Annotated in this window: 27 protein-coding genes; 26 read left to right on the top strand and 1 reads right to left on the bottom strand. The window is 38.1% G+C overall.

What is annotated here, in order from left to right:
- Positions 1-26 precede the first annotated feature (26 nt).
- On the top strand, positions 27-500 hold the full coding sequence (gene trmL / locus C1726_RS04185) for a tRNA (uridine(34)/cytosine(34)/5-carboxymethylaminomethyluridine(34)-2'-O)-methyltransferase TrmL (RefSeq protein WP_102272354.1): 474 nt from the start codon (positions 27-29) through the stop codon (positions 498-500).
- Between the two features lie 440 nt (positions 501-940).
- Positions 941-2,836, top strand: a complete 1,896-nt coding sequence (locus tag C1726_RS04180; protein WP_102272023.1) for a PrkA family serine protein kinase — start codon at positions 941-943, stop codon at positions 2,834-2,836.
- Between the two features lie 49 nt (positions 2,837-2,885).
- Here the strand turns inward: C1726_RS04180 and C1726_RS04175 are convergent, their stop codons facing one another.
- Entirely contained in the window at positions 2,886-4,304 is a 1,419-nt protein-coding gene (locus C1726_RS04175) for a zinc ribbon domain-containing protein (protein ID WP_102272022.1), read from the bottom strand.
- 213 nt (positions 4,305-4,517) lie between these two features.
- On the opposite strand from C1726_RS04175, the gene C1726_RS04170 reads away from it, so the two are divergent.
- The 24 genes from C1726_RS04170 (at position 4,518) to C1726_RS04060 (ending at position 24,571) form a co-directional block, all read left to right on the top strand.
- Positions 4,518-4,724: a hypothetical protein gene (locus C1726_RS04170; protein WP_102272021.1), complete on the top strand. Its 207-nt coding sequence runs from the start codon at positions 4,518-4,520 to the stop codon at positions 4,722-4,724.
- A gap of 264 nt (positions 4,725-4,988) precedes the next feature.
- On the top strand, positions 4,989-6,110 hold the full coding sequence (locus C1726_RS04165; RefSeq protein ID WP_102272020.1) for an AAA family ATPase: 1,122 nt from the start codon (positions 4,989-4,991) through the stop codon (positions 6,108-6,110).
- Positions 6,103-7,347 (top strand): CpaF family protein, encoded by a 1,245-nt coding sequence (locus tag C1726_RS04160; RefSeq protein ID WP_235822693.1) that lies wholly within the window; start codon positions 6,103-6,105, stop codon positions 7,345-7,347. The genes C1726_RS04165 and C1726_RS04160 overlap by 8 nt, the downstream gene beginning before the upstream one ends.
- A 16-nt stretch (positions 7,348-7,363) precedes the next feature.
- Positions 7,364-8,311 carry a type II secretion system F family protein gene (locus C1726_RS04155; RefSeq protein ID WP_235822692.1) on the top strand — a complete coding sequence of 316 codons (948 nt, stop codon included), beginning with the start codon at positions 7,364-7,366 and terminating at the stop codon, positions 8,309-8,311.
- A 6-nt stretch (positions 8,312-8,317) separates the two neighbouring features.
- On the top strand, positions 8,318-9,181 hold the full coding sequence (locus tag C1726_RS04150) for a type II secretion system F family protein (protein ID WP_102272019.1): 864 nt from the start codon (positions 8,318-8,320) through the stop codon (positions 9,179-9,181).
- Between the two features lie 33 nt (positions 9,182-9,214).
- Positions 9,215-9,406 (top strand): Flp1 family type IVb pilin, encoded by a 192-nt coding sequence (locus tag C1726_RS04145; RefSeq protein ID WP_102272018.1) that lies wholly within the window; start codon positions 9,215-9,217, stop codon positions 9,404-9,406.
- 16 nt (positions 9,407-9,422) lie between these two features.
- Entirely contained in the window at positions 9,423-10,055 is a 633-nt protein-coding gene (locus tag C1726_RS04140) for a TadE/TadG family type IV pilus assembly protein (RefSeq protein ID WP_102272017.1), read from the top strand.
- A gap of 32 nt (positions 10,056-10,087) precedes the next feature.
- Positions 10,088-12,160 (top strand): DUF5702 domain-containing protein, encoded by a 2,073-nt coding sequence (locus tag C1726_RS04135; RefSeq protein ID WP_102272016.1) that lies wholly within the window; start codon positions 10,088-10,090, stop codon positions 12,158-12,160.
- A 26-nt stretch (positions 12,161-12,186) separates the two neighbouring features.
- Positions 12,187-12,849: a hypothetical protein gene (locus tag C1726_RS04130; protein WP_102272015.1), complete on the top strand. Its 663-nt coding sequence runs from the start codon at positions 12,187-12,189 to the stop codon at positions 12,847-12,849.
- Positions 12,850-13,124: 275 nt separating this feature from the next.
- Positions 13,125-13,790 carry a hypothetical protein gene (locus tag C1726_RS04125; RefSeq protein WP_102272014.1) on the top strand — a complete coding sequence of 222 codons (666 nt, stop codon included), beginning with the start codon at positions 13,125-13,127 and terminating at the stop codon, positions 13,788-13,790.
- Between the two features lie 108 nt (positions 13,791-13,898).
- Complete coding sequence (locus C1726_RS04120; RefSeq protein WP_102272013.1) at positions 13,899-14,543, top strand: DUF4352 domain-containing protein; 645 nt, start codon at positions 13,899-13,901, stop codon at positions 14,541-14,543.
- A gap of 337 nt (positions 14,544-14,880) precedes the next feature.
- Positions 14,881-15,204 carry a hypothetical protein gene (locus C1726_RS04115; RefSeq protein ID WP_102272012.1) on the top strand — a complete coding sequence of 108 codons (324 nt, stop codon included), beginning with the start codon at positions 14,881-14,883 and terminating at the stop codon, positions 15,202-15,204.
- A gap of 73 nt (positions 15,205-15,277) precedes the next feature.
- Positions 15,278-15,718, top strand: a complete 441-nt coding sequence (locus C1726_RS04110) for a hypothetical protein (protein ID WP_102272011.1) — start codon at positions 15,278-15,280, stop codon at positions 15,716-15,718.
- A gap of 4 nt (positions 15,719-15,722) precedes the next feature.
- A complete protein-coding gene (locus C1726_RS04105) occupies positions 15,723-16,493 on the top strand; it encodes a hypothetical protein (protein WP_102272010.1) in 771 nt (256 codons plus the stop codon).
- A complete protein-coding gene (locus C1726_RS04100; protein WP_102272009.1) occupies positions 16,494-16,901 on the top strand; it encodes a hypothetical protein in 408 nt (135 codons plus the stop codon).
- Positions 16,902-16,948: 47 nt separating this feature from the next.
- Complete coding sequence (locus tag C1726_RS04095) at positions 16,949-17,221, top strand: barstar family protein (protein ID WP_102272008.1); 273 nt, start codon at positions 16,949-16,951, stop codon at positions 17,219-17,221.
- A 24-nt stretch (positions 17,222-17,245) separates the two neighbouring features.
- Complete coding sequence (locus C1726_RS26070; RefSeq protein ID WP_180968091.1) at positions 17,246-17,419, top strand: hypothetical protein; 174 nt, start codon at positions 17,246-17,248, stop codon at positions 17,417-17,419.
- Between the two features lie 63 nt (positions 17,420-17,482).
- Entirely contained in the window at positions 17,483-18,052 is a 570-nt protein-coding gene (locus tag C1726_RS04090) for a TadE/TadG family type IV pilus assembly protein (RefSeq protein WP_102272007.1), read from the top strand.
- A 14-nt stretch (positions 18,053-18,066) separates the two neighbouring features.
- Complete coding sequence (locus C1726_RS04085) at positions 18,067-18,594, top strand: A24 family peptidase (RefSeq protein ID WP_102272006.1); 528 nt, start codon at positions 18,067-18,069, stop codon at positions 18,592-18,594.
- A 39-nt stretch (positions 18,595-18,633) separates the two neighbouring features.
- The gene (locus C1726_RS04080; protein ID WP_102272005.1) at positions 18,634-20,295 is read left to right on the top strand and encodes a DUF6382 domain-containing protein; all 1,662 of its coding nucleotides are present in this window, start codon (positions 18,634-18,636) and stop codon (positions 20,293-20,295) included.
- A gap of 6 nt (positions 20,296-20,301) precedes the next feature.
- Positions 20,302-21,246: a PP2C family protein-serine/threonine phosphatase gene (locus C1726_RS04075; RefSeq protein WP_102272004.1), complete on the top strand. Its 945-nt coding sequence runs from the start codon at positions 20,302-20,304 to the stop codon at positions 21,244-21,246.
- Positions 21,239-22,153, top strand: a complete 915-nt coding sequence (locus C1726_RS04070) for a serine/threonine protein kinase (RefSeq protein WP_102272003.1) — start codon at positions 21,239-21,241, stop codon at positions 22,151-22,153. Before C1726_RS04075 ends, C1726_RS04070 begins: the two co-directional genes overlap by 8 nt.
- A gap of 100 nt (positions 22,154-22,253) precedes the next feature.
- Positions 22,254-23,054 carry a zinc ribbon domain-containing protein gene (locus C1726_RS04065; RefSeq protein ID WP_102272002.1) on the top strand — a complete coding sequence of 267 codons (801 nt, stop codon included), beginning with the start codon at positions 22,254-22,256 and terminating at the stop codon, positions 23,052-23,054.
- Between the two features lie 50 nt (positions 23,055-23,104).
- Positions 23,105-24,571, top strand: coding sequence for a type VII secretion protein EssB/YukC (locus tag C1726_RS04060; protein ID WP_180968090.1), 1,467 nt, complete (start codon positions 23,105-23,107; stop codon positions 24,569-24,571).
- Positions 24,572-25,135 lie beyond the last annotated feature (564 nt).

Below are 25,135 nucleotides of genomic sequence, written 5' to 3'. Positions count from 1 at the left end.
AAAGCATGAATTTTGAGGTGAAAATCGTGGCATTGCATGTAGTTTTATATCAACCAGAAATTCCAGCAAATACTGGAAATATTGCTCGTACTTGTGCGGCAACAGATACGGTATTACATTTAATTCGTCCGCTTGGGTTTTCTACAGATGACAAAATGTTAAAGCGTGCTGGCTTAGATTACTGGCAGTATGTAAACATTGTTTATTATGATTCGCTTGATGAATTTTTCGAGAAAAATGAAGGCGGTGAATTTTTCTATTTAACGAAATTCGGTCAGCAGCCGCATTCTACTTTTGATTACAGTAACAAGGAAAAGGATTATTACTTTATCTTTGGCAAGGAAACAACTGGATTGCCAAAGGATGTGATTGAAGCAAATAAGGATCGTGCATTGCGGATCCCAATGAACGGAAATGTCCGCTCCTTAAATCTATCCAACACGGCAGCTATTCTTATCTATGAAGCATTGCGCCAGCAGGATTATATCCATTTAAAATAAGAAAAAAGCTGCTGTAACCCACAGCAGCTTTTCTAATTATTTTTCCACACCAGACCCTGGCTTGTCTTCGTACCCAGATGTTAGAATAGCTGTTAAAAATGCAACCATAACACCAAGAATGAGAATAAGCTTCATTACTATGTATCCCCCTTTACAATAGTCAAGCATCAATAACAAATTTATTATAGCCCATTTACAAGAAACTGTGAATGAAATGTGTGGAGATTTTTCTACACTTCTTTACTTAGCCATCCGATCATGCATCTCTATTATTGACATTTTTCCCCTTTATCATCCCATTCATTTCTTCATGTAAATAGATGACCATATTTTACCTATAAAAAGGACAACCGAAAGAAGGCACAGATTAGCATGTTCATTTGCCGGGTCGCATAGATTATATTAATCGTCTTGCGATAATGCGACAGGGGGAGGTCCTTATGGATATTCTGAAAAAAATTGAGCTGTATCGCCATGAAGAGGAAAAGCTGAAATGGGAAGGGACTTTTGGAGAGTATTTAGAAATTGTTAAAGAAAAGCCATGGGTTGCCCAGTCCGCACATTCCCGGGTTTATAATATGATTAAAGATGCCGGTGTAGAAGATGTAAAGGGGCAGAAACGATATCAATTCTTCAGCAATCAGTTATTTGGTTTGGAGGAAGCGCTGGAAAGACTTGTAGAGGAATATTTTCATCCGGCTGCTAAAAGGCTGGATGTCCGAAAACGAATTCTTTTATTGATGGGACCTGTCAGTGGAGGGAAATCTACTTTAGTCACCATGTTAAAGAGAGGGCTGGAAGCTTACTCCCATCATGAGAAAGGGGCGGTTTATGCGATAAAAGGCTGCCCGATGCACGAAGATCCGCTTCACCTAATTCCTCATCATCTCCGCAAGGATTTCTATGATGAATATGGCATTCGAATTGAAGGGAATTTATCTCCATTAAATAGCATGCGGCTTGAACAGGAATACGGAGGACGGATCGAAGACGTTCAAATTGAAAGAATTATTTTCTCAGAGGATCGCAGGGTGGGAATCGGAACGTTCAGTCCATCCGATCCGAAGTCACAGGATATAGCTGATCTAACAGGGAGCATTGACTTTTCAACGATTGCTGAATATGGATCGGAGTCCGATCCGCGTGCATACCGCTTTGATGGAGAATTAAATAAAGCAAACCGCGGAATGATGGAGTTTCAGGAAATGCTTAAATGTGATGAGAAGTTTCTTTGGCATTTATTATCCTTGACCCAGGAAGGAAATTTCAAAGCCGGAAGATTTGCGCTCATTTCTGCGGATGAATTGATCGTAGCACATACGAATGAAACGGAATATCGTTCATTTATTTCTAATAAGAAAAATGAGGCGCTCCATTCCCGGATTATTGTCATGCCAATTCCGTATAATTTAAAGGTCACACAGGAAGAGAAAATCTATGACAAAATGATTCGTGAAAGCGATGTAGCAGATGTCCATATTGCTCCGCATACGTTAAGAGTTGCGGCTATGTTTACGATATTAACCCGTTTGAAGGAGCCGAAAAAGGGTGATATCGACTTAGTAAAGAAAATGCGTCTATATGATGGAGAAAATGTGGAAGGCTATAATCGTGCAGATGTCGAGGAATTGAAGAAGGAATACGCAGATGAAGGAATGAGCGGCATTGACCCTCGTTATGTCATCAACCGAATTTCTTCAACCATTATTCGAAAAGAGATCTCATCGATCAATGCACTGGATGTGCTGCGATCCTTGAAGGAAGGGCTAGATCAGCATCCATCGATTACGCCAGAACTTAAGGAACGTTATTTAAACTTTATTTCACTTGCACGTAAGGAATATGATGATATTGCGAAAAAAGAAGTTCAAAAAGCATTTGTGTACTCGTATGAAGAATCTGCGAAAACGCTAATGGACAATTACCTTGATAATGTAGAAGCGTATTGCAATAAGTCAAAGCTTCGCGACCCATTAACAGGTGAGGAAATCAATCCAGATGAAAAGCTGATGCGTTCCATTGAGGAGCAAATTGGCATTTCTGAAAATGCAAAAAAAGCATTCCGCGAAGAAATATTAATCCGTATTTCTGCTTATGCCCGCAAAGGAAAACGGTTTGATTATAATTCACATGACCGTCTTCGTGAAGCGATTCAAAAGAAATTATTTGCTGACTTGAAGGATGTTGTCAAAATTACAACATCCACAAAAACGCCAGACGAACAGCAGCTGAAAAAGGTCAATGAAGTGGTAGCCCGGTTAATCGATGAGCATGGCTATAATTCAACCTCTGCCAATGAATTGCTTCGTTATGTTGGAAGTTTGCTGAATCGATGAATACATGAATGAATTAGAATAGGAAAAGGACAGTCCATTCAGACTGTCCTTAACTGATTTCAAATGTTTTAATCTCGTTAGATTCCCTCAGAAAAAAGCTGCCATCTGCATAGTCTTCAATCTTCCATTTGCTTTCTTTTTCATCATAATATAGCGACATATAGAAAGTGGTCGTTGCCTTGTCCCCATCTCGTAAAAGCGAGTAATTGTGAAGCTGGGGCTCTAAGAGTGTGTACTCAGCCTCAACCTTTAATTCATACCTGTTTTTGTCTTCATTGTATATAGGCATTTTTATTGATTCCATATCGTATCGTGCCTGGATAAAGGTGGCAGTATATTTTTCCGATAAGGTTGCTAGTTGGAGTGCCGATTTTTTTACTGATTCCTTATATTCCTCTGGAACGAGCATCATTTTGGAAGTGTCTGCTGTTTGCAATGCTTCCGTATGCTGTGACCAATTCTCATTTAATAACGTCATAATTTCCTCTTGCTGCTCTGGGGATAAAACGGTAAATTGATTCATATTTATATATTTTTCTGTCACAGCAAATTCATCCGATTTTGCAAGTCCCCATGGAAATTCCTTTTCTAGTGTAAAGGTGACACTTCCATCCGTTGGGAGAATCCCTATTTCTTCCCGTGCACTTCCAAGTGTCATTTCTGTTTTTTGCCCATTGATATAAAGACTTGTATCCTCATAAAATGTACTAGCTTCAACAGTGCTTGCTTGGATAGAAATGCTTTCATCCATTTTGCTGTTCTTCACCTCGTATAGAACAACTTCTTTCTTTTCTTCAGCATCCACGTATTTCCCTTCTATGACTGCCTTGATTTCATGCGTTCCTATGGAAAAGGGTCCATATGTTTGATAGTCGTCTGCCTTCGTCTGATCTTCTATTTTCTTTCCGTTTATAAAAATTTTTGCATCATCTTTGTTTACTTTTACACGCAAGTATACAGGTACCACTTGTAAGCTGTATTTATGGAAAAATAGCCATTTCTTTCCTTCCTGTTTCAGTGCAATGGCAGCAAAGGGCTCATCATCAAAGCGATAAATCTCTTGATTTTCCTCATATTCTGCTGCTTCTTTGTCGAGTCTTTTGAATAACTCATTTTTATCATCTGTTTGCTCACTAAAATAGGCGAGCAAAAGCTCTGCATCAGACTTCTGAAAGGTCCAATCGGATACGGAGGAATGGAGAAGAGAAGTGATTTTTTCTGCATCCTTTTTATTTACGGCTTGTTTAAATTCATTTACTAGCTTCACAGGTGAAGAGGAATTGTTTCCAATGATGTAGAGCACAGCAGCTGCTGCAATTAATAGGATAACTGTGCCTATAAGGATAAGAAGCTTTTTGGAAAAGGGTCTTATAAGAGGTTGTCTATTGTTTTCTTCAGCTTGAGCTCCACACTCAGAACAAAATCCTGCACCTGCACGTAAAGGAGTCTTGCAATTTTTGCAGATCATTCTAGCCCCTCTTTCCTTATTTAATAGAAAAACTATAGGTGATACTATTCACTTTTTGATTCTACTTATAGTTGGATGATATTACCACATACGAAAGTCATGGGAAAAATTACCGAATCCATTATTTGTATATTTTGGTAGTATTTTATTGAAGACAAAAGTTTGTCACATTTACAGTCCATAGAAAAGATGGTAAACGATGGGGTGAGAAAGATGGCTGAACAGGATGATACGGTTTTATTAGAAATGGTTACAGCTGCCCAGTACCCAAATATACAACAAGATTCGGGGCAATTATACATAAATAGAAATAAGCATCAATCTTTGTATAAGTGGAGAATCATTACATATGTCCCTTTTGCTATTTCCTTCATTTCATTATGCATATTAACGATATATTTGCTATTTTTTAAGGTCTAAATCCCTATAAAAATTCGAATCTTTGTATAACCAACTGCTCATTTTTTATCCTTTTATTAGGTATAAAGTGCATCATTGTTTATTTGGGCAATTAGTAAACGATGAGAGAATGTAACTTTTCTCCTAGAAACCTGAATAGTCTACACATGTTGTGGAAGGAGAATGTAAAAAGACTAAATCTGAGTATTTATACCCAAATTTATTAAATTACAAATGAAAATAACTTAGAAAGCTATACTACTTTAATGAAAGTTGGTGGTGTTTTTGAAAAAATTGCAGTTAATCCTATTAGATTCTGACTCTCTTTTTTTGAAATCCTTTAATGAGTATATTATTTCTTCAAACTTGCATTCAAAGTTTGATATTAAGCTTTTTTCAACAAAGGAGAGCATGAAGCATTTTCTGGCATCAGGGCAAGGATATGATATATTGCTAGTCCAGCCAGCTCTTTATGCGAAGGAGATGCTAGTTAGTGAGAAAGGCATGGTCGTTTTTTTACAGGAGGGAGAGAACTTTGCTAAAGAAGGGATCTTTGAAGTATTTAAATTTCAGCCCTTAAATAAATTGCTTTCTTCCATTCTTTCTATCTATTATGAGAATTTTTCAAACTTTTCCGGTCTTGCTCGCAAGGGAATTAAAACCAAGGTCATTTCCATTTATTCTCCGATAGGCGGGTCTGGCAAAACAACGATTGCTGTCAATATAAGCAGGCAGCTGGCATTAAAGGGGCATAAAGTATTTTATTTAAATCTTGAACTGCTCAATTCGACGTCTCTTTATTTTCGCTCTCAAGGGGACCTGCCTTCCCTGCAAATTCTCTATTACTTGAAGGCGAGACCTGACCAGCTGTTAGCAAAGGTAGAGGCATTAAAGAAGTACGATGACCACTCGAAGGTCGATTATTTTGATCTTCCTCCTTGTCCAGATGAAATGATGTCTATTACAAAAGATGAAATTAAAAAACTGATACATGCACTTATAGAGACAGAACAATATGATTACATTCTTATTGACCTTGACAGCTCTGTTCATGAGCGAAACATTGCTGCTTTTGAGGAAAGCAATCAAGTAGTCTGGCTATTGAATAATGATATTCAAAGCTTCCAGAAAACATCAGCATTGCTTGAGAGATTAGATGATGTCATAGGCACAGAGCACGGATTAGCAGAAAAGGCGTCATTTGTGATGAATCGTTTTATGGGACATTTCCCGCAAGCCTATTACCCGTATAATCTGCCAATTATCGGCTATCTTCCAAACATTATGGAATGGGCACAAGTGGTGGATGCACAGCAAGTCTTCTACCATCCATTATTTACGCAAGAGCTTCTTTCCATAACAGAGGATATCGTTGTTGGAAAACAGGCAGGTGTGACCATTGATTGATGAACGAATTGTAAAGGACATTATTCAAAAGCTCCGCGAAACATTGGATTTAATGCATTCAATTCCAAATGAGGAATTATTGGAATATGTGGAAACCGCCGTCTTTGAAGCAGCACAAACGAATCATATGAATTCTGAACAGATTAAATGGCTAGTGGAAAGAACGTATCATGCCTTTCGGGGCTATGATGTGCTACAGCCTTTGATCGATGATAAATCAATCACCGAAATTATGGTCAATAACCATAAAGAAATTTTCATTGAGCGTGATGGGGAAGTTTCCAAAGTGAATATTCAATTTGAAAGCCAGCAAAAATTAGAGGATATCATTCAAGCAATCGTGTCAAAGGTCAATAGGGTTGTCAATGAATCATCGCCAATTGTTGATGCAAGGCTGCAGGATGGCTCCCGGGTAAACGTTGTTTTACCGCCACTTGCCTTAAAGGGCCCGGTCATGACGATTCGTAAATTCCCTGAACGGCCATTAATGATTGAGGATTTAATCGAAAAAAAGGCAATTACAGAGGAAGCTGCTGATTTCCTGCGAGATTTAGTTGCTGCTAAATACAATATTTTCATAGGGGGAGGAACAGGTTCAGGTAAAACAACCTTCCTAAATGTATTGTCAAACTTCATTCCGAAGCAAGAGCGGATCATCACGATTGAGGATTCGGCAGAATTACAAATCAACAATGTGCCGAATATTGTTAGCCTGGAAACAAGAAACGCCAATACCGAGGGAAAAGGGCAAATTACGATCCGCGATCTGATCCGTACATCGCTTCGTATGAGGCCAAACCGTATTATCGTTGGGGAGGTCCGTGGAGCCGAGGCATTAGATATGCTCCAGGCAATGAACACGGGGCATGATGGTTCCCTTTCAACTGGACATGCCAATTCAACGAAGGACATGCTTAGCCGTTTGGAAACAATGGTGTTAAGCGGGGCAAGCCTGCCCATTCAGGTTATACGCCAGCAAATCAACTCAGCCATCGATATTATGGTTCACTTATCCCGGCTGCGCGACAATTCCCGCAAGGTTGTTTCGATTAGTGAGCTAGTCGGGTTAGAGGATGGAGAAATCATCCTAAATCCTTTATATGAATTTGTTGAAGAAGGGGAAAGCGACACTGGGGAGATATTAGGCAGGCTGCTGCCGACAGGAAATCAGCTTCAATCCGTTTCGAAATTAAAGCAGGCAGGGATTTATAAGCCGGTTGAGGCGAATGTTTTTTAAGGATGGGGGTGGATAAATGAACAGCGATATGTTAATTCTGCTGCTTCTTCCAGTCATTTTTGGGATTTATTTTTTTTTGAATCATCGGAAAAAGAAGCAGGAAAAGGAAGGCGTAATTGTCGGAAAAAAAGAAGCGAATAAAAGCGCACTTGTTCAAAAAGCAGTCGAGAAAAGAGAAGAAGCGGCAAGAAAACGAATCAGAAAGGTAGAAGGGCACCTAATTGATTATTCTGCCTATCATTTAAGCTTGAAGGAATATCTTTTCTATATGATTACTTCCATGGTTGTCCTCTTTCTTGTTGGCTATTTGTTCTATGAAAGCATTATTGCTTCAATGATCGTTGCCGCTGTCGGGTTCTATTATCCGAGAATTCAGCGGAAAAGCTTATTGGAAAAGAGGAAGGAAAAGCTGGCTGTTCAATTTAAAGAAGCCATTGCCTCGCTCTCCTCATCCTTGGCTGCAGGCAGGTCTATTGAAAATAGCTTTAGGGAAGTCGTAAGCGATTTAAAGCTTTTATATCCTGATCCCAATACGCATATCATAAGAGAATTTGAAATTATTAACCGGCGTGTGGAAAATGGGGAAACGATCGAAAGGGCGGTTCAAGATTTTGCGATTCGTTCTGATCTGGAAGACATTATTAATTTTTCCGACATCTTCATTACTTGTAAGCGGACTGGCGGCAACTTAGTAGAGGTTATTCGGCGAACGGCAGACGTCATTAGTGAGAAGATTGATATTCAGCAAGAAGTGCAAGTAATGGTTGCTCAAAAGAAGTTTGAATCAAGAATCCTTTCTGTCATGCCCATTGTCATGATTGCATTGCTCAAATACAGCTCTGGCGATTATTTAGCCCCGCTTTATGAGTGGGGGAGCATCGGTCCAATTGTTATGACATTTTGTTTAGCGCTGCTCGTGTTTTCTTTTTGGCTAAGCCAGCGAATTATGAATATTAAGGTGTGATCGAAATTGATTGTATATGGAGTATTATTCTTTGTTCTTGCGCTAATTTATTTTCTTCTCTCACTAGCGTCGCGCAATAAATATGAGGGGGTGATTGCTGAATTCAATGGAAAGTATCCTTTGCTGTTTATGGCACCCGTGTCATTGCACATAGTGACAAAGCTGAAGCTATTGGAGCGTCTGCATACACAAGTAGCATTCATCCAGCAGAAGATGATCAGCCTGCATGGCAGCCGTGATGCACTCAAGCATTCGCGCATGTTTATTGTTCAGCTTATATCCATTCTGCTGCTTAGTCTATTAGGCTCATTTATGCTTGCTTTGCTTTCATCAGGTGATCATTTGCTATTTATGGTAGGTCTCATGTTTACAATTATTATCCCAACCTATTTGATCAATCAGCTTTCCACAATGGAAAAAGAGAGAAAGCAGAAGATATTGATGGAGCTCCCTGAATTTGTAAACAAAATCATTCTGCTTGTAAATGCAGGGGAAACGGTCCAGCAGGCATTAATTCGCTGTGTGGAGATGAAGGAGAACCATAACTCGCCACTTTATAAAGAATTAAAAGATTGTGTAAACATGCTGACAAGTAACGAACCGTTTACCCATGTTATGAATGAGCTAAGTAAAAAATGTGCCATTCAGGAAGTAGCCATTTTTACAACGACGGTTCTACTAAACTATCGTAAAGGTGGACAAGACCTTATTTTGTCCTTGCGTGAATTATCGCAAAACCTATGGGAAAAGCGGAAAAACATTTCGAAAACAAAAGGGGAAGAAGCTTCCTCGAAGTTGGTATTTCCGTTAATTTTAATTTTCGTTGCTGTTATGATAATCGTCGGTTTTCCGGCAATTACCATATTGTAATACCAAAAAAATGAATAAATGGAGGATTTGAAAATGAGTGCAGTTTCTAATTGGTTTACTAAGTTTTGGGAAGATGAGGAAGGGCTTCAAACACTGGAAATCATGCTTATTATTGCGGTTATTGTAGTTATTGCTTTAGCGTTCAGAAAGCAAATCAGTTCATGGGTTAAAGACCTACTGGATTTTGGCGGCAATAAAGTTAAAGAATTCCAATCAGATAAATAGGTTGGAGAAGCTCGCTATGAAAAAGCAAATAAAAGCTTTTCTAGCAAGTGATAAGGGGAATTTCACCATTGAAGCATCGATGATTTTTCCGATGCTTCTCCTTATTACTTTATCACTTGTGTTCTTTAGTCTTGTCATTTATTACAAATCGATTTTGCAATTTGATGCGAATCGCATTGCTGACAATATAGCTTTCACCTGGAGCAACAGCTCAAAGGATGTAGAAACTGGGGAGTTTGATACGTATACGACCGATTTGGATGATGGGTTGTATTGGCGGTTAACCTCTAATAATTTCTTGGAGCAATTTGGCATAAAAGGAGATAATGACAGCGCCTTAGTTGAGAAGAAGGAACGGCAGGAACTGATTGCAGAGATTCCTGGTCCGATTGATGGAGAAGTAGAATTTAAGAATGGTCTTCTTGGAAGCAAAGTTGTCGTCACGCTTCAACAGCCGCTTTATTTACCGGGAGTGGTCAAGAAGTTGTTCGGTCTTGATTTCATGGAAGCGAAAGCAACCCGCTCTTTCAATGAGCCGGTCGAATTTATCCGTATGACAGATTTTGTCGCCTACTTTGTTAAAGATATTAAAGAATATGGTGGATATATCACAGATTTTAAGAATAAGAGCAAGAAAAAGAAAAAATAACAGAAATTTAAAGATAGAAAGGAGATGAATAAATGGGATGGGTGAAAAAATGCTTTCATAAGTTTTTTATCGATGAAAAGGGAGCAGTATCCATATATGCAATTATCATTACTCTTCTCCTTTTTATCTTTAACGGTGTGTTAATTGATTTTGTCCGCATTATGGCTGCAGAGCGCGAAACGGATAATGCCATTAAAGCCGCGATCCGTTCCACCATGTCTGCTTATAATCAGGATGTAAAAGGCTATGGCCTATTTGGCTTTGATGGGGGACAAGGGGAAGCGGATGAAATATTTAAAAAGGTATTCGAAGAAAACTTAGACCTGGAGGAAGGCGATTATTACCGCTTTATTGATACGAAGCCGGAGGGAGAAATCACGACAACACTTGATGAAGATCGGATGCTGTCAAATAAGACAACGATTGAATACCAAATCCTAGAGGAAATGAAGTATATTGCCCCAATGGAGGTTGGAAAATCAATCATTGAAGGCTTTCTTCAAGTATCTGAAGCAATGGAACAGGCTTCGGTTTATGTGGATATTGCAGAGAGTATCCAGAAGGATGTCGACAAGCGTGAGGAAAAGCTTGATAAGGCAAAGGAAAAGCTTGACGATGCACGCGGGAAAAGCAGCAGCTCAAGCATTCTTGCAACTGCTTTGGAAAAAAGTATAGAAGCATACAATGACCTTATCAGCAATCCGCCTGACGATGATGCGTCGGATGAGGACAAGGCAGCCTATGAGCAAAGCGTAAAAACCGCAGAAGCAGCGGTGATTGCGGCTGCAACAGCTTTACTGGCCGAGTTAAATAACGTTTTAGCTGATTTACAGGAAGCGTTGAAGCTTGTTGAAGAGGCAGAAGAACTAAATAAGAAAGTGGAAAAAACGATCAAAGATAAACGGGCGGAAGCGAGAAACAATTACGGAAGTGCCAACGAAGCAGCAAAACTGAAACAAAAGGACAAAGGGAATGCCAACGGAACAAAGGATGGAATTGCCGAAGCCAATGCAAAGCTTGACGATTATGTCATTAAACAGGCATTCTTTGACAGCCTGAAAGGAAAAATTAATGAGGCCATCATCCTAGTGGAAAGCAACATTGTAGGAGTTAGCCAATTCCTTGCAAGCTTTCCCGGAGGCGGCGGTTTATCCATTGATATCAGCGGCCAGACATCAGCCATTGATGGAGCCGTAACGATAATAACCAAGGATCGCCCTGTCATTAAGGATGAAGAAGTCAAAGAAAAGGATAAAGAAGCAGACAAGAATTTAGAAGATGTGAATAAACAATTAGATGATGCGCTTAGAGAGGCAGCAAAATATACACATGATAATCAATTGCTTCAAGAAATTGCTGTGTTAGCTGAGAAATACCAAGGCGCGATCGAATCAAGCCAAAATGAATTTAACCGTGAGGATCCAGACAAAGCCGCAAAAGATGCCATGGACTTCGTAGACAAAGTCTTCAAAGCCATCGGCGATACCTTACTAGATTCACGAGACAAGGTCTATATCAATGAATACATTTTAACGAAATTCAAAAGCCATGACTTCAAACTAACTGGGGCAGACAGCTTCTCACTTGAAAACAACGAAGTCGAATACATCCTGTATGGGCTGAACACAACAGGTGCAAACTTCAGTGCCGCCATGACCGAATTATTCGCCTTTCGCTTTGCGGTGAACTTTTTGGAGGCATTTACGAAGCCTCATGTAAGGGCATTTGGTCCATATATGTGGGTAGCGGCATTGGCCTATGCTTTAGAAAAAACAATTGATGATTTAGTAGAAATTCAAAAAGGAAAATCCATACAATTTTTTTCGAATCTAAAATTTGAAACAACATATAAGGATTATTTAAGGATATTTTTATTGATCCATCCAGAAGGTAATAAAATCGCACGTATGATGGCTTTAATTGAAAATAATACTGGGGCGGACCTTACAATGTTACCTACTTATATGAGTGGAGAAGCTTCAACCTCAGTTAAATTATGGTTCTTACCAGGGGTAACGAAAATGCTTGGACAAACAGGGGCAATTACAGGAAGAGTAGAAAATGGTCGATATTTTATTGATAAGAAAATTGATTACTCTTACTAAGACCATTAATCGGAGGTAAAAGACATATGAAAAAAATAATAGTTTTATTTGCAGCAACTATAATTAGTGCAGGTATATTAACTGCATGTTCATCGGATTCCACAGATAAGGAAGAGGCTAAACCAATTAAAGTTGAAATGAATAATGAAGAGGAAAAAGGTGAAGATGTCCAAGTTTCAGGAGAAAACAAAGAAAATACTGAAACAGATGATACTAAAAAGGAAGAAAAAGCAGATACAACTATAGGAGATTTTAAAGATCAAATGGATTTAAATATAGGAGATACAGGTCAAGCCGAGAGTACCTTAGGTAAATATCAAATTACAGTAAATAATGTCCGCATGGAAAATGAAATAAACGGTGAATCTCCCGATGTTGATCATTTTTTTGTGGTTGAATTTACTGTGAAGAATATAGGTGAAAGTAATATTGATGCAATTGAAACAATAGGTACTCTTGAGTTGACTGATGATTTAGAAGGTGGTGGTAGGGGTGAGTATAATGACTTCTACCCTCCAAGTAATCCGCTTAAGGGAGCAATTGAACCAGAACAATCTATAACAGGTGAAGTGGTTTTTCAAGGATTCGATTCGGACAAATACTTTATCCGAACAAATAGTGGTTTAATAGCAGCTGGTGCAGTCAAAAATAAAACAACATGGACATTTGATAAAAGTGAAGCCCAATAAATTATGAGTGAAAAACACCATTTGGCAAACTAAGCGCTAGTTTGCCAAATGGTAAAAAGTTTTAGTTTCATCTAAGTAAATGATAGATCTTCATTTGTTTAGGTGAGGTTGAAACTGAATAGCTTGGAAGATTTGAAGGGATAGTATCCTATTAGATTAATAAATGCTCTACAAACAAAAACCAATTACGGGAAGAGTAAGAAACGATCGTTATTTTATTGAATAGGAAATGTATTACTCTTACTGAGTCCATTAATCGGGGGTAAAAAAGAGATATGAGGAAAATATTCATTTTATTCGCAGCAGCTATAACGAGTACAGGTATCCTAACTGCATGTTCATCGGATTCCACAGATAAGGAAGAGGCTAAACCAATTAAAGTAGAGATTAATAATGAAGAGGAAAAAGGTGAGGATATTCAAGTATCGGGAGTAAGTAAAGAAGATAATGGCTCAAGTAAAGAGGAAAATAAAAAAGAAGAAAGTACAGCAACTTTAGGGAACTTTATTGATCAAACAGACTTAAGAATAGGTGATACTGGACAAACAGAAAGCACAATAGCAAAATATGAAATTACTCTCAACTCGGTAAAAATAAAAAATACTATAGATGGCAAGACACCTAGTCTTGATCACTACTTCTTAGGTGAGATTACTTTAAAAAATATAGGGGAAACGGCCTTTGATGCAGCGGATATTGTGGATAACCTTGCATTCACAGAGGATTTAAAGTTTGGTGGTGATGGTGACTTTTCTAAATTATATACAGAGGTAAATCCACTAATTGGAAAAGTTGAACCTGGTCAATCAGTTACCGGAGATATTCTTTTTCAGGGCATAGATTCAGATACATACTATATTCGAACAAAGAAAGGACTTCTTTCATCGGGTGCAGTGAAAAATGATACAATATGGAGTTTTACCAAAAAAGAAATACAGTAAATAAAAATATATCAAATTGTTATCAGATCTGCTAAATATTAGTGACCATGCAATCATGAAGTTATGTAGGTATATTTTTAAAATAATTCATTTACGAGGTAATAACGGATGAGAAAAATTATTGTGCTATTAGGCACCATTGGTATAAGTTTAAGCATTCTTGCTGCATGTTCATCAGATACAACAGAAAAAGAAGCTAAGCCAATAAATGTAGATATAAATAATAAAAAGGAAAAAAATGAGAATGTACAAGTTTTGGGTGACAACAATCAAGATACTGAAGCGGATAAAGTAGAAGTTACAAACTTAGGTAATTTGGAAGATCAAATAGATTTAAAAATTGGTGATACGGGTCAAACTGAAACAACGATTGGAAAATATGCAATTACAATAGATTCAGTAACAATGAAGGATGAAATAGATGGAAAGACCTCTATGTTTGATCACTTTTTTATTGCTGGAATTACTGTAGATAATATTGGGAATGATCCTATGAATGTTCTGGATATCATTGATAATCTAGAACTTTCAAGCGATATTGATGGTGGCGGTGCTGGTGACTATTCAAAAAATTACCAAAGCATTAAGGCATTATCAGGTGTAATTGAGCCTGGAAAATCCATAACAGGTGAAATTGTATTTCATGGGTTAGATTCAGAAACATATTACATACGGACTAAAAAAGGTTTGGTAAAGTCAGGGGCGGTTAAGAACAATACCGTTTGGACATTTGATAAAAGTGAAGCGCAATAAATTATGAGCAAAAATACAATTTGGCAAACTGAACGTAAGTTTGCCAAATGTTAATAAGTTTTAGCTTCAGCTAAGTAAATGAAAGTTCTTCGTTTGTTTAGGTGAGGTTGAAAATGAATAGCTTGGAAGATTTGATGAGATAGTAATCTATTAGATTAATAAATGTTCCACAAACAGGAGTAATTCCAGAAAGAGTTGGAAATTGATCTCTTACAAAGGCCTAATGGAGGTAACAACAAATGAGAAAAGATATTACGTTATTAGGCATCGTCGTCTTAACCTTAAGTATTCTAGCTGCATGTTCATCAGATACAACAGAAAAGGAAAATTCCAAACAATGAGTTTAAAAGAAAGAATATCTGAATTAATCATAAAGAGAAAGAAAATAAACCCGAACGATCCGGCAATTAAAGTGATATGGAGCCAACTGGTCTGTATTTTGAAAGACGATGAAGAAGAAACTATTTCTTTGTTAAAAGCAAGTAATAAAGAGGAATTGTATTGGTTAAGTGAGATTTTTGAAGATTTATCTTTTGCATTTCAAAGTAATAAATTTATCGATTGTCTTTTAGAATTGCAGGAAAAGTTCCCTGATATAGGAGTGGAAGAGGATATAAAGTATGCGATTCAATCATTGAAGTCAAATGAATCAAACCATTAGGTTCTGATGGAAAATAGTATAAAAATCAAAGTATCGATGCAGTCCACACTCCAAATAAAGGGAGACAAAAAAGATGGAGCTGAAATGTTACCAATCACTTCCAGATATTTTATCGATAGAAAAAATAGCCTTGATGTTTAATGAGGTGCTTGAATCTTATCAGAAAAATCAAAGGGATAAAGAAATTTTTTTGAAGATATTAAGTGTGCTAACTGAAAGACAAACGATGACATATAAAATACTTGCAGAAGATTTAAGAGAGAGGATTGATAAGGAGCTTTGTAAACTTTGGAATACTGACTCTTATGACGATGTCGATACCATTTTATATATCGTTGTAAACCTAGGTCTTGAGAAATGTTTTACGTTAGCTAAGAATTCAATCATGACTATTAGTAATCTATCTCCATCTATTAAGTCAGAAATAGAGGATACCATTAATGAAGTAGGAAATCATATTTTGAATCCTTATCATGAACTGGATGAAATGAATAGTAGAAACGAAAAGGAATGAAATAATGAAAACAAAATTTTTATCTAAAATGATTCCATTATGCATTCTCATTATGATGTTAGGTTTTCAATTATTACCTGTGTCACATGCCTTAGCACTAGAGAAACAATCGATTCTTTCAGAATTAAATTCTAACAATATAACAGTAAGTGTAAGTATGGATGATGACAATTGGTTTGATTATATTACCGGATGGTTTGACTCTGTTAGTGAGGATTTTCGAGATACCGGTGAAAAAATTAAAAAGAAGTTTGAGAGTATAAAAAACTCAATATCGTCTTTGTTTAGTTCTGTAGATGACGGGGTAGATACATTTTCCTCTGATGAGGGAAATGAAGATCAAAAGGCAGATGAAATTAATGAAGCGATTGATAAAACGACAGAGGAACTAAATAGGGGGTTAAATGGGAACGAAGAGAATCCCAATGATAAGGATAATGGTTCAAATGGCAATGAAAATATTATAAATATTTCAGATGCAAATATGTATCAATTAGGTAAACATTTTAATAAGCATGGGCGAAATATGGGCTATACATCTAAGAAAGATTATAATTTAGCTGCTTATCACTTTGCTAAAACTAATCAAGTTAATCCAAAAGCAACAATATTTGAAGGTGTTTGGAATGGTCCTGGTCAATTAAATGGTACTGTCCAAAGGGCAATTATCTATGAAGGAAAAACAGTGATAGTTGACAAAAAAACAGGCCAGTTAATTGATTTTTATCAAGGCTCTGAATTAAGAGGGCTAATTCATTTAAAGGAGATAAAGTAAATGGATAATCTCTCAAGCGGAGAAATAATCCCGGGCGAAAGAATAGGAATTTTTCGATTGGGATGTAAAGTAGAAACTTTTAAAAAAAATTTAACTAATCAATATCAGATTGAAGATAGAGAAGGTAAATATATTATTTTAGAAGAAAACTTCAAATTCTGGGTTGATAAGACTAGTGAAACGATTACACAAATTACTGTTTTTAATAAATTTCAAGGCCGCTTTAAGGAACGAATAGGCATTGGATCCACATTGGATGAATTGCAAAGGTACATTGGAAATTGGCAGGAACAGTTTGGTGTTTATATCATTCCAGAGTATCCGGGAATTTGCTTTGAACTACTTGATGAAGAGTGCTGGGATGAATGTAAATCACCGATTGAATATATTTCTATCTATAACTCTTAGTTCAATGAAGCAATATGTATAGCAAATCATTCAAACGGGGGAGTGCTATGACCAAAGTAATTATAAACGGCGAACATTTTGTTAATATGCAAAAGTTTCATAAACATATAAAAGATAAGCTAGAACTCCCTGATTACTATGGAGGAAATCTAGACGCACTATGGGATTGCTTAACTGGATGGATAGACATGCCATTACTCATAGTATGGGAAAACTTCGAGAAAAGCAAAGAGTACTTAGGAGATGAAATCCATAAAATAGTGCAGGTTTTTAAAGATGCTGAGGAAGAAGTGGAGGGCTTTATACTTGTACAAAATTAACCCCCTTTTTGAGTGGATGCAAAGATGAACATTCATACGAGAAATCAATTTAATGAATGTTCCGCTATGGAACTGTATTTCTTATATCTTGATTTGCTCGCAAAAGAATTTACTGGGAAATATCCGCTGGAAAGATGTATGGTTAATGACTATCTATGTGAGATTAAGAGGGTACTTCTAGGCAAGGATGCTTGTTAGCATATAAAAAATTAGTGTGTACCAATGTTGGAATATTGAAATAAAGGGGGGTGGAACAGCTCAATGCTTAAGAAATTTAGAAGAAGTGAGGATGGCAGTTTGACATTGGAGGCTGCGATGGTGATGCCGGTGTTTCTATTATTTGTAGTTTTTTTAGCAACGATTATTCGGATTTCCGTAGCAGACATGGCTTTAAGAAATGCGGTGAATGATACAGCAGAGGTTGTTGCGGCTCATGTTTATCCTGCAGCCTTGTTGGAAAAAGGGGTAAATGATGCATTGGATTCAAAAATAAAGGCATATACAAGATCTGTTATCTCATTAGACGATATAAAGACACTGGCGAATTCAGTATTGAAGGAACTCGACATTAGCATAATGGATTATGTCAATGGTTTAGCAGGAAATATATTAACAAGTCCTGTTCAATCCAAGTTCGAACAGTCGAATAAGGATGCCCTATTTAATAAGGATAAATTAAAAGTGGAGGTGGAGCTTCCTTCAAGCTTATCTGGGGGAGAGGCGTATGTTGAAATAAAGGCTTCCTATGAAGTAAGCATCACAGCCCCATTTGTGAATAAGAAAATAACCTTGCATAAAAAAGCATATGAACGGCTCTGGTCAGGAGCTTAAGGAGGTGTTAAGACATGCAGCTGCATATTTATGATTATTGTCTATTTATCTATTTACTTATTGCGTTATATTTCGATGTGAAATATAGCAAACTGCCAAACTGGCTCACCGTTTCTGGAATCGCCTTCGGGCTTAGCTTCCATCTGATTGCTGATGGAATTCAAGGTCTTATTTTTTCCGTATTAGGCTTATTAGTCGCAGGAATTATTTTTATTCTATTATATATTTTTCGTGCGGTTGGTGCTGGGGATGCGAAATTATTCGCTGCGATCGGCTCAATCGTAGGGATAGAGGTTTCCCTTTACTTGACAATGTATTCTATTGTTTATGCGGGAATTATTGGTGTCATTATCCTTTTGTTTACTCGAACGATTTTGTACAAGCTGACAAGCGCCTTTTTTGCTTTGTTAGGTTCAGTGCTTTCAAAGGATTTAAGCGAATTAGAGGATTTTAAGGCAACGAAAGGGACGAGATTTCCTTTTATGTATGCCGTAATTCCTTCCGTGATAACAACCTATTACTATTATTATTTTGTTTATTAGGGACGCAGGAACTTTAATCTACTTTTAGGAGGGAACCAGATGGATTCAATCTACGGAATTGGCTATGACTTTTATCAAAAAAATGGGCACTACTTAGTGCTTCAGGAAAAGAATGGAGAGCAGTTAGCAGAAAACATGCTGATCCCATTACAAATGCGGATGATGGAATCGAATCAAATTCCTAATCTCCTTCCTCTTTCAATTGAGGAGCTGGATTTTAAAATTCGTCTTTATTATGACATTACATCGAAACGAAATTTGCGGTCTCATTTAAAGAATCATACGTTATCTTCCTACGATTTTTATCAGCTTTTTATCCAAATTATTACGACGCTCGAGCAGAGCAAACTATACATGTTAAATGAACATCACTACATATTAAATGAAGACTTTATCTATGTTGGAAAGGATGCGAAAGAGCTCTTCCTTATGTATTTGCCAATGGATTCATTTGAAAAAGAAGGAACGACTTTAGAAGAATTAAAGAAGCTTTTAGCAAGTGTGGTGAAAAGAGTAGAAAGCCTTCAAGGAAGCGAGCAGAAGCATATTACCCAATATGCAGAGGACCCAGCTTTCAGCTTGAAAGGGTTAAAGGAATTGCTGCTTGATTTACAGCGTCTGCGCCCGACTCCATACAATGGGTATCAGCCACAGCCATTTCAGCAGCAAGTGCATACACCCTTTCAGCAGCAGAACCCTGATCCTTTTCAGGCAAACGGGCAAAATCCGCAGCTGCAAGGAATGCAGCAGCAGGTTCAGCCCAATGCAGCTGCAGACAATCCAATTAAGACTGAAAAGGCTCCCTCTAAAAAGAAGAAGAAAAAGGATACTGCGGCAACAGGAAAGAGGGGATCTGCTTTTACGCAAAGGCAGAAGGTATATATTATTGTTCTTGCCTTGCTGACGTTAACAATTATTTGGAAAGTATATGAGGCAATTCCGAATCAAGGGATGCTGTATACGAGCGGGGTTCTTTCTATCGTTGTCCTTGCAGCCGGCATATTCTTATTTTTAAAACGTGCGAATGGAGAAATAACAGCGATTGAGGAAGTAGCTGCTGGCAATCAGCAGCTTGAACCCCAAGTTCAAAACATGCATATGGGACAGGGAATGAATCATCCGACTTATGCTCCTTATGGCGGTCAGCAGCCTTATTACAACAGTGTGGGAGCAGCGGGAACAATGATGCCGCAAAACAGCAGTATGCAAGGATATAATATTGAATCGAATATTTCGCAAAATCAGCCAGTTCAACAGCCAATAAACAAAGAGAGAACAGAGAATCATTACTATCAGGAACCACAGCCTTCTTTTTCATTAGATACAAATCTTCTTGTTGAGAATGATGATACTGTATTGCTAGCTGATGGTGAAGAAGAGGACAATTCTTTCCAGCAGAAATTAGAACCCTATTTAGAAGTTGAACGCGATGGTGAACGTGAAAAAATCTCTTTGTCTGAAAGTCATTATACGATTGGAAGAAATGAAGAGGCCGTTCATTATGTGGAGGATAGTGTGGGTGTTTCCCGTATCCATCTGGAATTTATCCAAATTGATAACAGCTATGGCGTTAAGGATTTAGGCTCTCGCAATGGAACGAAATTAAATGGTGAAACGCTCGTCCCATATAAGATTTATGCCCTAAATGAAGAGGATATCATTTCGATTGGAAAAGTCGAATATCGATTCCTGTGGGAGTAAAGAGGAATGATCTCTAATGAAAACTGGCAGGTAGGTATTTCTTCCGATACAGGTCCTGTCAAAAGAAAAAATGAAGATTTCTATTTCTGCAAGATCGTTGAAGATGGGGATGGCCATGATTTCACGATGGTAGCCATTGCCGATGGAATGGGAGGCTATCAGGGCGGGGACACTGCTAGTCAAATTGCGATAGAGAGGCTGAATCAGTGGTGGGAGAAGAACATCCAGAAGTTTCTGAAGAAAAGGGATATGCTGCAAAAGCTGATTAAGGAAATGACCCAATTATGCAAGAAAATGAATGAGGAATTATTGCGGTTTGGGACAAAAATTGGTACGACACTGTCTATTTTAATGCTATATAAAGGAAGATATGCGATTTGCCATGTAGGCGATAGCCGTATTTACCAATTTAAAGGCGGAAATGTAGGCTTCCAAAATTTTTTCCGGTCAAAGGGTCAAGAGGAGAGACTTACACGTCAGCATACGGAGACATTGGAAATGGACGTGGAGATGACACAATTAACGGAAGACCATTCATGGGTGGAGCAGGAAATAAAAAAAGGCAGATTAACGAAGGAAGAGGCAAGGCAGCACCGAAAACGCAATGTGCTGACACAATGCCTCGGGATTGAAAAAGGGGTAGATCCATGGAGCCAGCTCGGATTCTATCAGCCTAGTGATTTATTCCTGCTTTGCAGTGACGGGTTTTATTCGATGTTTTCAAATGAGGAAATTAGCGAAACGATTCTTGGGCTTGAAAAAGAATATACCAATTTTCAGACATTGACGGATTATCTCGTTAAGCTCGCTGCCTATTCGGGAACTAGAGACAATATTACGGTCATCCTGTTAAGAAATATATTTGAAAAGGAAGCAGGAAACAAAGATCATGAAAAATCGAGGCTTCTTTCATTTTTGAAATATAAACAGTGGGGCAGAAAAAATGGCTAAACATAATATTCACTTGGAATGTGGCGAGATATTGAAGGATCGTTATCAAGTTATTCGTCCAATCGGTGAAGGTGGCATGTCAGTCGTCTACTTAGCGAATGAAATAAAAGAGCCGAACCGCTTATGGGCAATTAAAGTCGGTGATATGGAGAAGAAAATCTCCAAAAGGCTTTTCTCGGAAGCAAAAATTTTGAGTGAGCTGGATCATCCAGGGCTTCCAAAGATTGCAGATTTTTTCTCCTCAAGTGATGAGCGCTATTTTTACTTAGTTCAGGAATTTATTGAAGGGCAGACGCTGCTTGAAGTGTTTGAACAGAATGAATCACATCTGGAAGAGGAGGATGTTGTCGATATCGCTATTCAAATATGTGATGTGCTTCATTATTTGCATACGTTAAAGCCAACTCCAGTAATCTACCGGGATTTAAAGCCAGCAAATATTATGATGACCAAAAGCGGCGGACTGAAGCTGATTGATTTTGGGATAGCAAGAAAGTATGTGCATGAGAAGGGCAAGGATACCTTGCAAATTGGGACCGTTGGCTTCGCTGCACCTGAGCAATTCGAAAAGCAGCAGTCAGATACAAGAACGGATTTGTTCTCCCTTGGCGCGCTCATGTATTACTTGCTGACAGGCGGAAAGTATGTGTACATTGCCCAAAAGCCAGTCCAAGCTATTCGAAAATTCTTATCCAAGAGTACGAAGAAATGCATACGGCTTTTAGTCAAAACCAAGCAGGAGGAACGGATTCAATCTGCCGCTGAAGTAAAAGAACTGCTCCTTTCGGCAAAGGATGAAATCGTGAAAACAAACGTGCCACCATGGAAAAAAAGCTGGGTGCGAACAAATTATGTCCTTTCCATCCTTTTCTTCCTAGGCGTCATTTTTTACATTTTAATCGATTAGGGACAGGGGTAGGGACAGGGGGACAGGTTCCTCGTCCCAATTTAGGGAATGTGGGACAGGGTTCCTGTCCCCTTGTCCCGATGAAGGGAGAGAACAAAAGATGAATTGTGCTGGATGTGGGAATGAACTGATAGATAATGATAAGTTTTGTATGGTTTGCGGAAAACAGGTAACAGAAATGGAGGTTGCCGCTTCGCTACAGCCTCATATTGATATGTCAATGGGAGATGGTGCACAGCAAAAGCAAGACCAAAATAAAGAGAAAAATGAAAGCTTGGAAAAAGTTCAAAAAACAGCAAAAAACTATTGGCACTTTGTGATTGAGAATTTGAAGGCGCCGGTCCAGAAAGGTTTAAGTCATGGAAATCAAGATTTTCTTTATGGGTATATAAATATTTTTGTTCTTTCGTTTCTCTATGCTTTAGGAAGTTATTTCCAATTAAAATCAACTGCTGGCATGTTTAGTTTTTTTGCAAGCAGTGTTAGCTTTGCTGAGACCTTTTTCTCCGTCTTCATTTATGCCGCACTTGCTTCATTTGTAGTTGTTGGCGTCATCTTTGGGATCTTGAAATGGCTATTAAAGGTAGATGTAAGTTTTCATCAAGTACTAGGGAGATTTGGTGCATTAATTACCATTCCAACTGCGTTATCCGTACTATATTTTATTTTGGCTCTGCCTGGGTTAGGAAAGATGACAAGCTTTGTGTCAATGCTAATTTTATCCGGATTACAAATTGCACTTATCCTGGCTTTCTTTTCTTATCGTATGCAAGCAAAGGCAAAGTTTGATGCGATTTATGGCATTTTTATCGCCTATGCAGTATTTGCCATTTTTATTGCCTTAACATCCGGAACATTTTCAAAGTATTTCTTCGGCGGATTATTAAATTTCGGCTTTTAGGCAGGGACATGGGGACAGGAACCATGTCCCATTAGTTAGGAGGTATGAAAATGATCGAACGAATACAGCTGCCTCATGGAGTCTTGTTACAGGACACTCATGAAGCAGTGATGGAGATTCCATTAGGGATGACAAATGTACAGGAGGAAGAACAGCTTAGTGAATTAAGAAAAGAGGACAGCTTTTTTCTCAAATGCATAAAACAAGAATTGACCGAAGGAAAGATTTATTTAAGCTACGAGCTTCCATCTGGGTTTCGGCCTTTAAGAGCTAGAAACCAAGAATCATTACAAAAGAAGCAAAAGATCGCAAAGAACATTTTAAAAATCAAGCAAATTCAAGGAACCCAATTTACAACCTATATTCATCCAGATAATATATATTCCAACGAGGAAGGGGAAGTGAAGTTTGTCCATCGGGGTATACGAGCGCTCCTTCCGCCGGAACAAGATAATGGAAAAGAATTTATTTTTCAAATGAAATGCTTGTTGCTCTCCTTATTTACTGGTAAATCCTTTTTTGAATTGCTTGAAAAGAATTTAACAACGATTCCTATTCAAAACGCATTTATTGAAAAGCTGGCAAAAGCGAAATCTTTTTCTGAAATGGAACAGGCACTTTCTATGAAGGTGCAGGAAAGGAAGCAAGTTCCTGAGAAAAAGATAAAAAAGCCGACACCAGCTGTACCCGTACAATCAAAGGCAGAAAAAGCAACAGCTATAGATACTAAGGTGGAAAATAAACGTATTAAGTTAGAGACACCTGTTCAAAAATGGGGGGCTGCATTAGGAATACTAGTGTTTGGATTATTGGCTGGAACAATAATTACTTATCTTGTTCAGGTAAAGCCGGGATCGTCTGCACTCGCTGCAAGCAACCAAGATAAAAGTCAGCTTAAAAGCCAGCTGGAACAGGCAGAAAATGAAAAGGAAGCCAAGGAGCAAATCTTAGCTGGATATAAAATGATTTTAGCGGGAGAAAGTGAAGAAGCGATTAAAGCGTTAGAGGCTGCCGGAGATCTTTCAGATGAAGAAAAGAAGGTTTTAGCACAGCAGTATGTTGAACTCAATACACCGGAAAGCTTAAGCAAGGCAGCAAATCTTGATTCTGAGTTACATGGAGCGATTGCATCAAAGCTAGTAAGTTTGAATACAGATGATGCGAAAAAAGCGCTTTTATCCTTGAAATCAGATTCACCAGTTGTACAAATCGAACAAGCATGGCTTGGAAAAGAAGATGATCGGATAATCAAAATTTTCAGTGAGCAGCTAAAAGATGACAAGCGTGCAAAAAAACTTGCTGCACACAGCTATTTGAGACAAGAGAAAATCAATGAATCTTTCCGCTTAGCAGTAGAATTGAAGGATGTGGCCCTGCAAATAGCAGTGAAAAATAAACAAATTGCAATGATAAATAGCGATGGTACGAAAACTCAGAAGGAAAAAGAAGAACAAATCAAAGTGATTCAGAAGGAAATTGAAAATATAAATAAAGCAAATATAGATAAAAAGCAATAAAGTCTTCTTATTTTGGAAGACTTTTTTTATGAAATGGGAGTTGTTGGCAATGAGTTCGGACACTTGCAAACAAAATTCTGTTCACCGAGTCCGAAGCAGTCACGAGTTCGGACAGCGTCAGCGAAAATCCATCCGATCGAGTCCGAAGCAGTCGCAAGTTCGGACAGCATCAGCGAAAATCCATCCGATCGAGTCCGAAGTAGCCGCAAGTTCGGACATCATCAGCGAAAATCCATTTGTTCGAGTCCGAAGTAGTTGTAAGTTCGGACAACATCACCGAAAAATCATCAGATCGAGTCCGAAGTAGTTGCAAGTTCGGACAACATTAGCGAAAATCCATCAGATCGAGTCCGAAGTAGTTGTAAGTTCGGACAACATCACCGAAAAATCATCAGATCGAGTCCGAAGTAGTTGCAAGTTCGGACAACATTAGCGAAAATCCATCCGATCGAGTCCGAAGTAGTTGTAAGTTCGGACAACATCAGCGAAAATCCATCCGATCGAGTCCGAAGCAGTCGCAAGTTCGGACAGCATCAGCGAAAATCCATCCGATCGAGTCCGAAG

The sequence above is a fragment of the Cytobacillus massiliigabonensis genome, from assembly GCF_900199725.1.
GTDB classification, from domain to species: domain Bacteria; phylum Bacillota; class Bacilli; order Bacillales; family Cytobacillaceae; genus Cytobacillus; species Cytobacillus massiliigabonensis.
This window is presented reverse-complemented; position numbering and strand designations above follow the sequence as displayed.

What these genes read in the sequence shown, in the direction of transcription:
- C1726_RS26070 (WP_180968091.1), top strand. Translation starts at nt 17,246, where the DNA reads ATGAACATTCATACGAGAAATCAATTTAATGAATGTTCCGCTATGGAA.
- C1726_RS04140 (WP_102272017.1), top strand. Translation starts at nt 9,423, where the DNA reads ATGAAAAAGCAAATAAAAGCTTTTCTAGCAAGTGATAAGGGGAATTTC.
- C1726_RS04070 (WP_102272003.1), top strand. Translation starts at nt 21,239, where the DNA reads ATGGCTAAACATAATATTCACTTGGAATGTGGCGAGATATTGAAGGAT.
- C1726_RS04080 (WP_102272005.1), top strand. Translation starts at nt 18,634, where the DNA reads ATGGATTCAATCTACGGAATTGGCTATGACTTTTATCAAAAAAATGGG.
- C1726_RS04085 (WP_102272006.1), top strand. Translation starts at nt 18,067, where the DNA reads ATGCAGCTGCATATTTATGATTATTGTCTATTTATCTATTTACTTATT.
- C1726_RS04180 (WP_102272023.1), top strand. Translation starts at nt 941, where the DNA reads ATGGATATTCTGAAAAAAATTGAGCTGTATCGCCATGAAGAGGAAAAG.
- C1726_RS04175 (WP_102272022.1), bottom strand. Translation starts at nt 4,304, where the DNA reads ATGATCTGCAAAAATTGCAAGACTCCTTTACGTGCAGGTGCAGGATTT.
- C1726_RS04075 (WP_102272004.1), top strand. Translation starts at nt 20,302, where the DNA reads ATGATCTCTAATGAAAACTGGCAGGTAGGTATTTCTTCCGATACAGGT.
- C1726_RS04120 (WP_102272013.1), top strand. Translation starts at nt 13,899, where the DNA reads ATGAGAAAAATTATTGTGCTATTAGGCACCATTGGTATAAGTTTAAGC.
- C1726_RS04155 (WP_235822692.1), top strand. Translation starts at nt 7,364, where the DNA reads ATGAACAGCGATATGTTAATTCTGCTGCTTCTTCCAGTCATTTTTGGG.
- C1726_RS04090 (WP_102272007.1), top strand. Translation starts at nt 17,483, where the DNA reads ATGCTTAAGAAATTTAGAAGAAGTGAGGATGGCAGTTTGACATTGGAG.
- C1726_RS04145 (WP_102272018.1), top strand. Translation starts at nt 9,215, where the DNA reads ATGAGTGCAGTTTCTAATTGGTTTACTAAGTTTTGGGAAGATGAGGAA.
- C1726_RS04170 (WP_102272021.1), top strand. Translation starts at nt 4,518, where the DNA reads ATGGCTGAACAGGATGATACGGTTTTATTAGAAATGGTTACAGCTGCC.
- C1726_RS04060 (WP_180968090.1), top strand. Translation starts at nt 23,105, where the DNA reads ATGATCGAACGAATACAGCTGCCTCATGGAGTCTTGTTACAGGACACT.
- C1726_RS04135 (WP_102272016.1), top strand. Translation starts at nt 10,088, where the DNA reads ATGGGATGGGTGAAAAAATGCTTTCATAAGTTTTTTATCGATGAAAAG.
- C1726_RS04110 (WP_102272011.1), top strand. Translation starts at nt 15,278, where the DNA reads ATGGAGCTGAAATGTTACCAATCACTTCCAGATATTTTATCGATAGAA.
- C1726_RS04065 (WP_102272002.1), top strand. Translation starts at nt 22,254, where the DNA reads ATGAATTGTGCTGGATGTGGGAATGAACTGATAGATAATGATAAGTTT.
- C1726_RS04100 (WP_102272009.1), top strand. Translation starts at nt 16,494, where the DNA reads ATGGATAATCTCTCAAGCGGAGAAATAATCCCGGGCGAAAGAATAGGA.
- C1726_RS04115 (WP_102272012.1), top strand. Translation starts at nt 14,881, where the DNA reads ATGAGTTTAAAAGAAAGAATATCTGAATTAATCATAAAGAGAAAGAAA.
- C1726_RS04125 (WP_102272014.1), top strand. Translation starts at nt 13,125, where the DNA reads ATGAGGAAAATATTCATTTTATTCGCAGCAGCTATAACGAGTACAGGT.
- C1726_RS04105 (WP_102272010.1), top strand. Translation starts at nt 15,723, where the DNA reads ATGAAAACAAAATTTTTATCTAAAATGATTCCATTATGCATTCTCATT.
- C1726_RS04095 (WP_102272008.1), top strand. Translation starts at nt 16,949, where the DNA reads ATGACCAAAGTAATTATAAACGGCGAACATTTTGTTAATATGCAAAAG.
- C1726_RS04130 (WP_102272015.1), top strand. Translation starts at nt 12,187, where the DNA reads ATGAAAAAAATAATAGTTTTATTTGCAGCAACTATAATTAGTGCAGGT.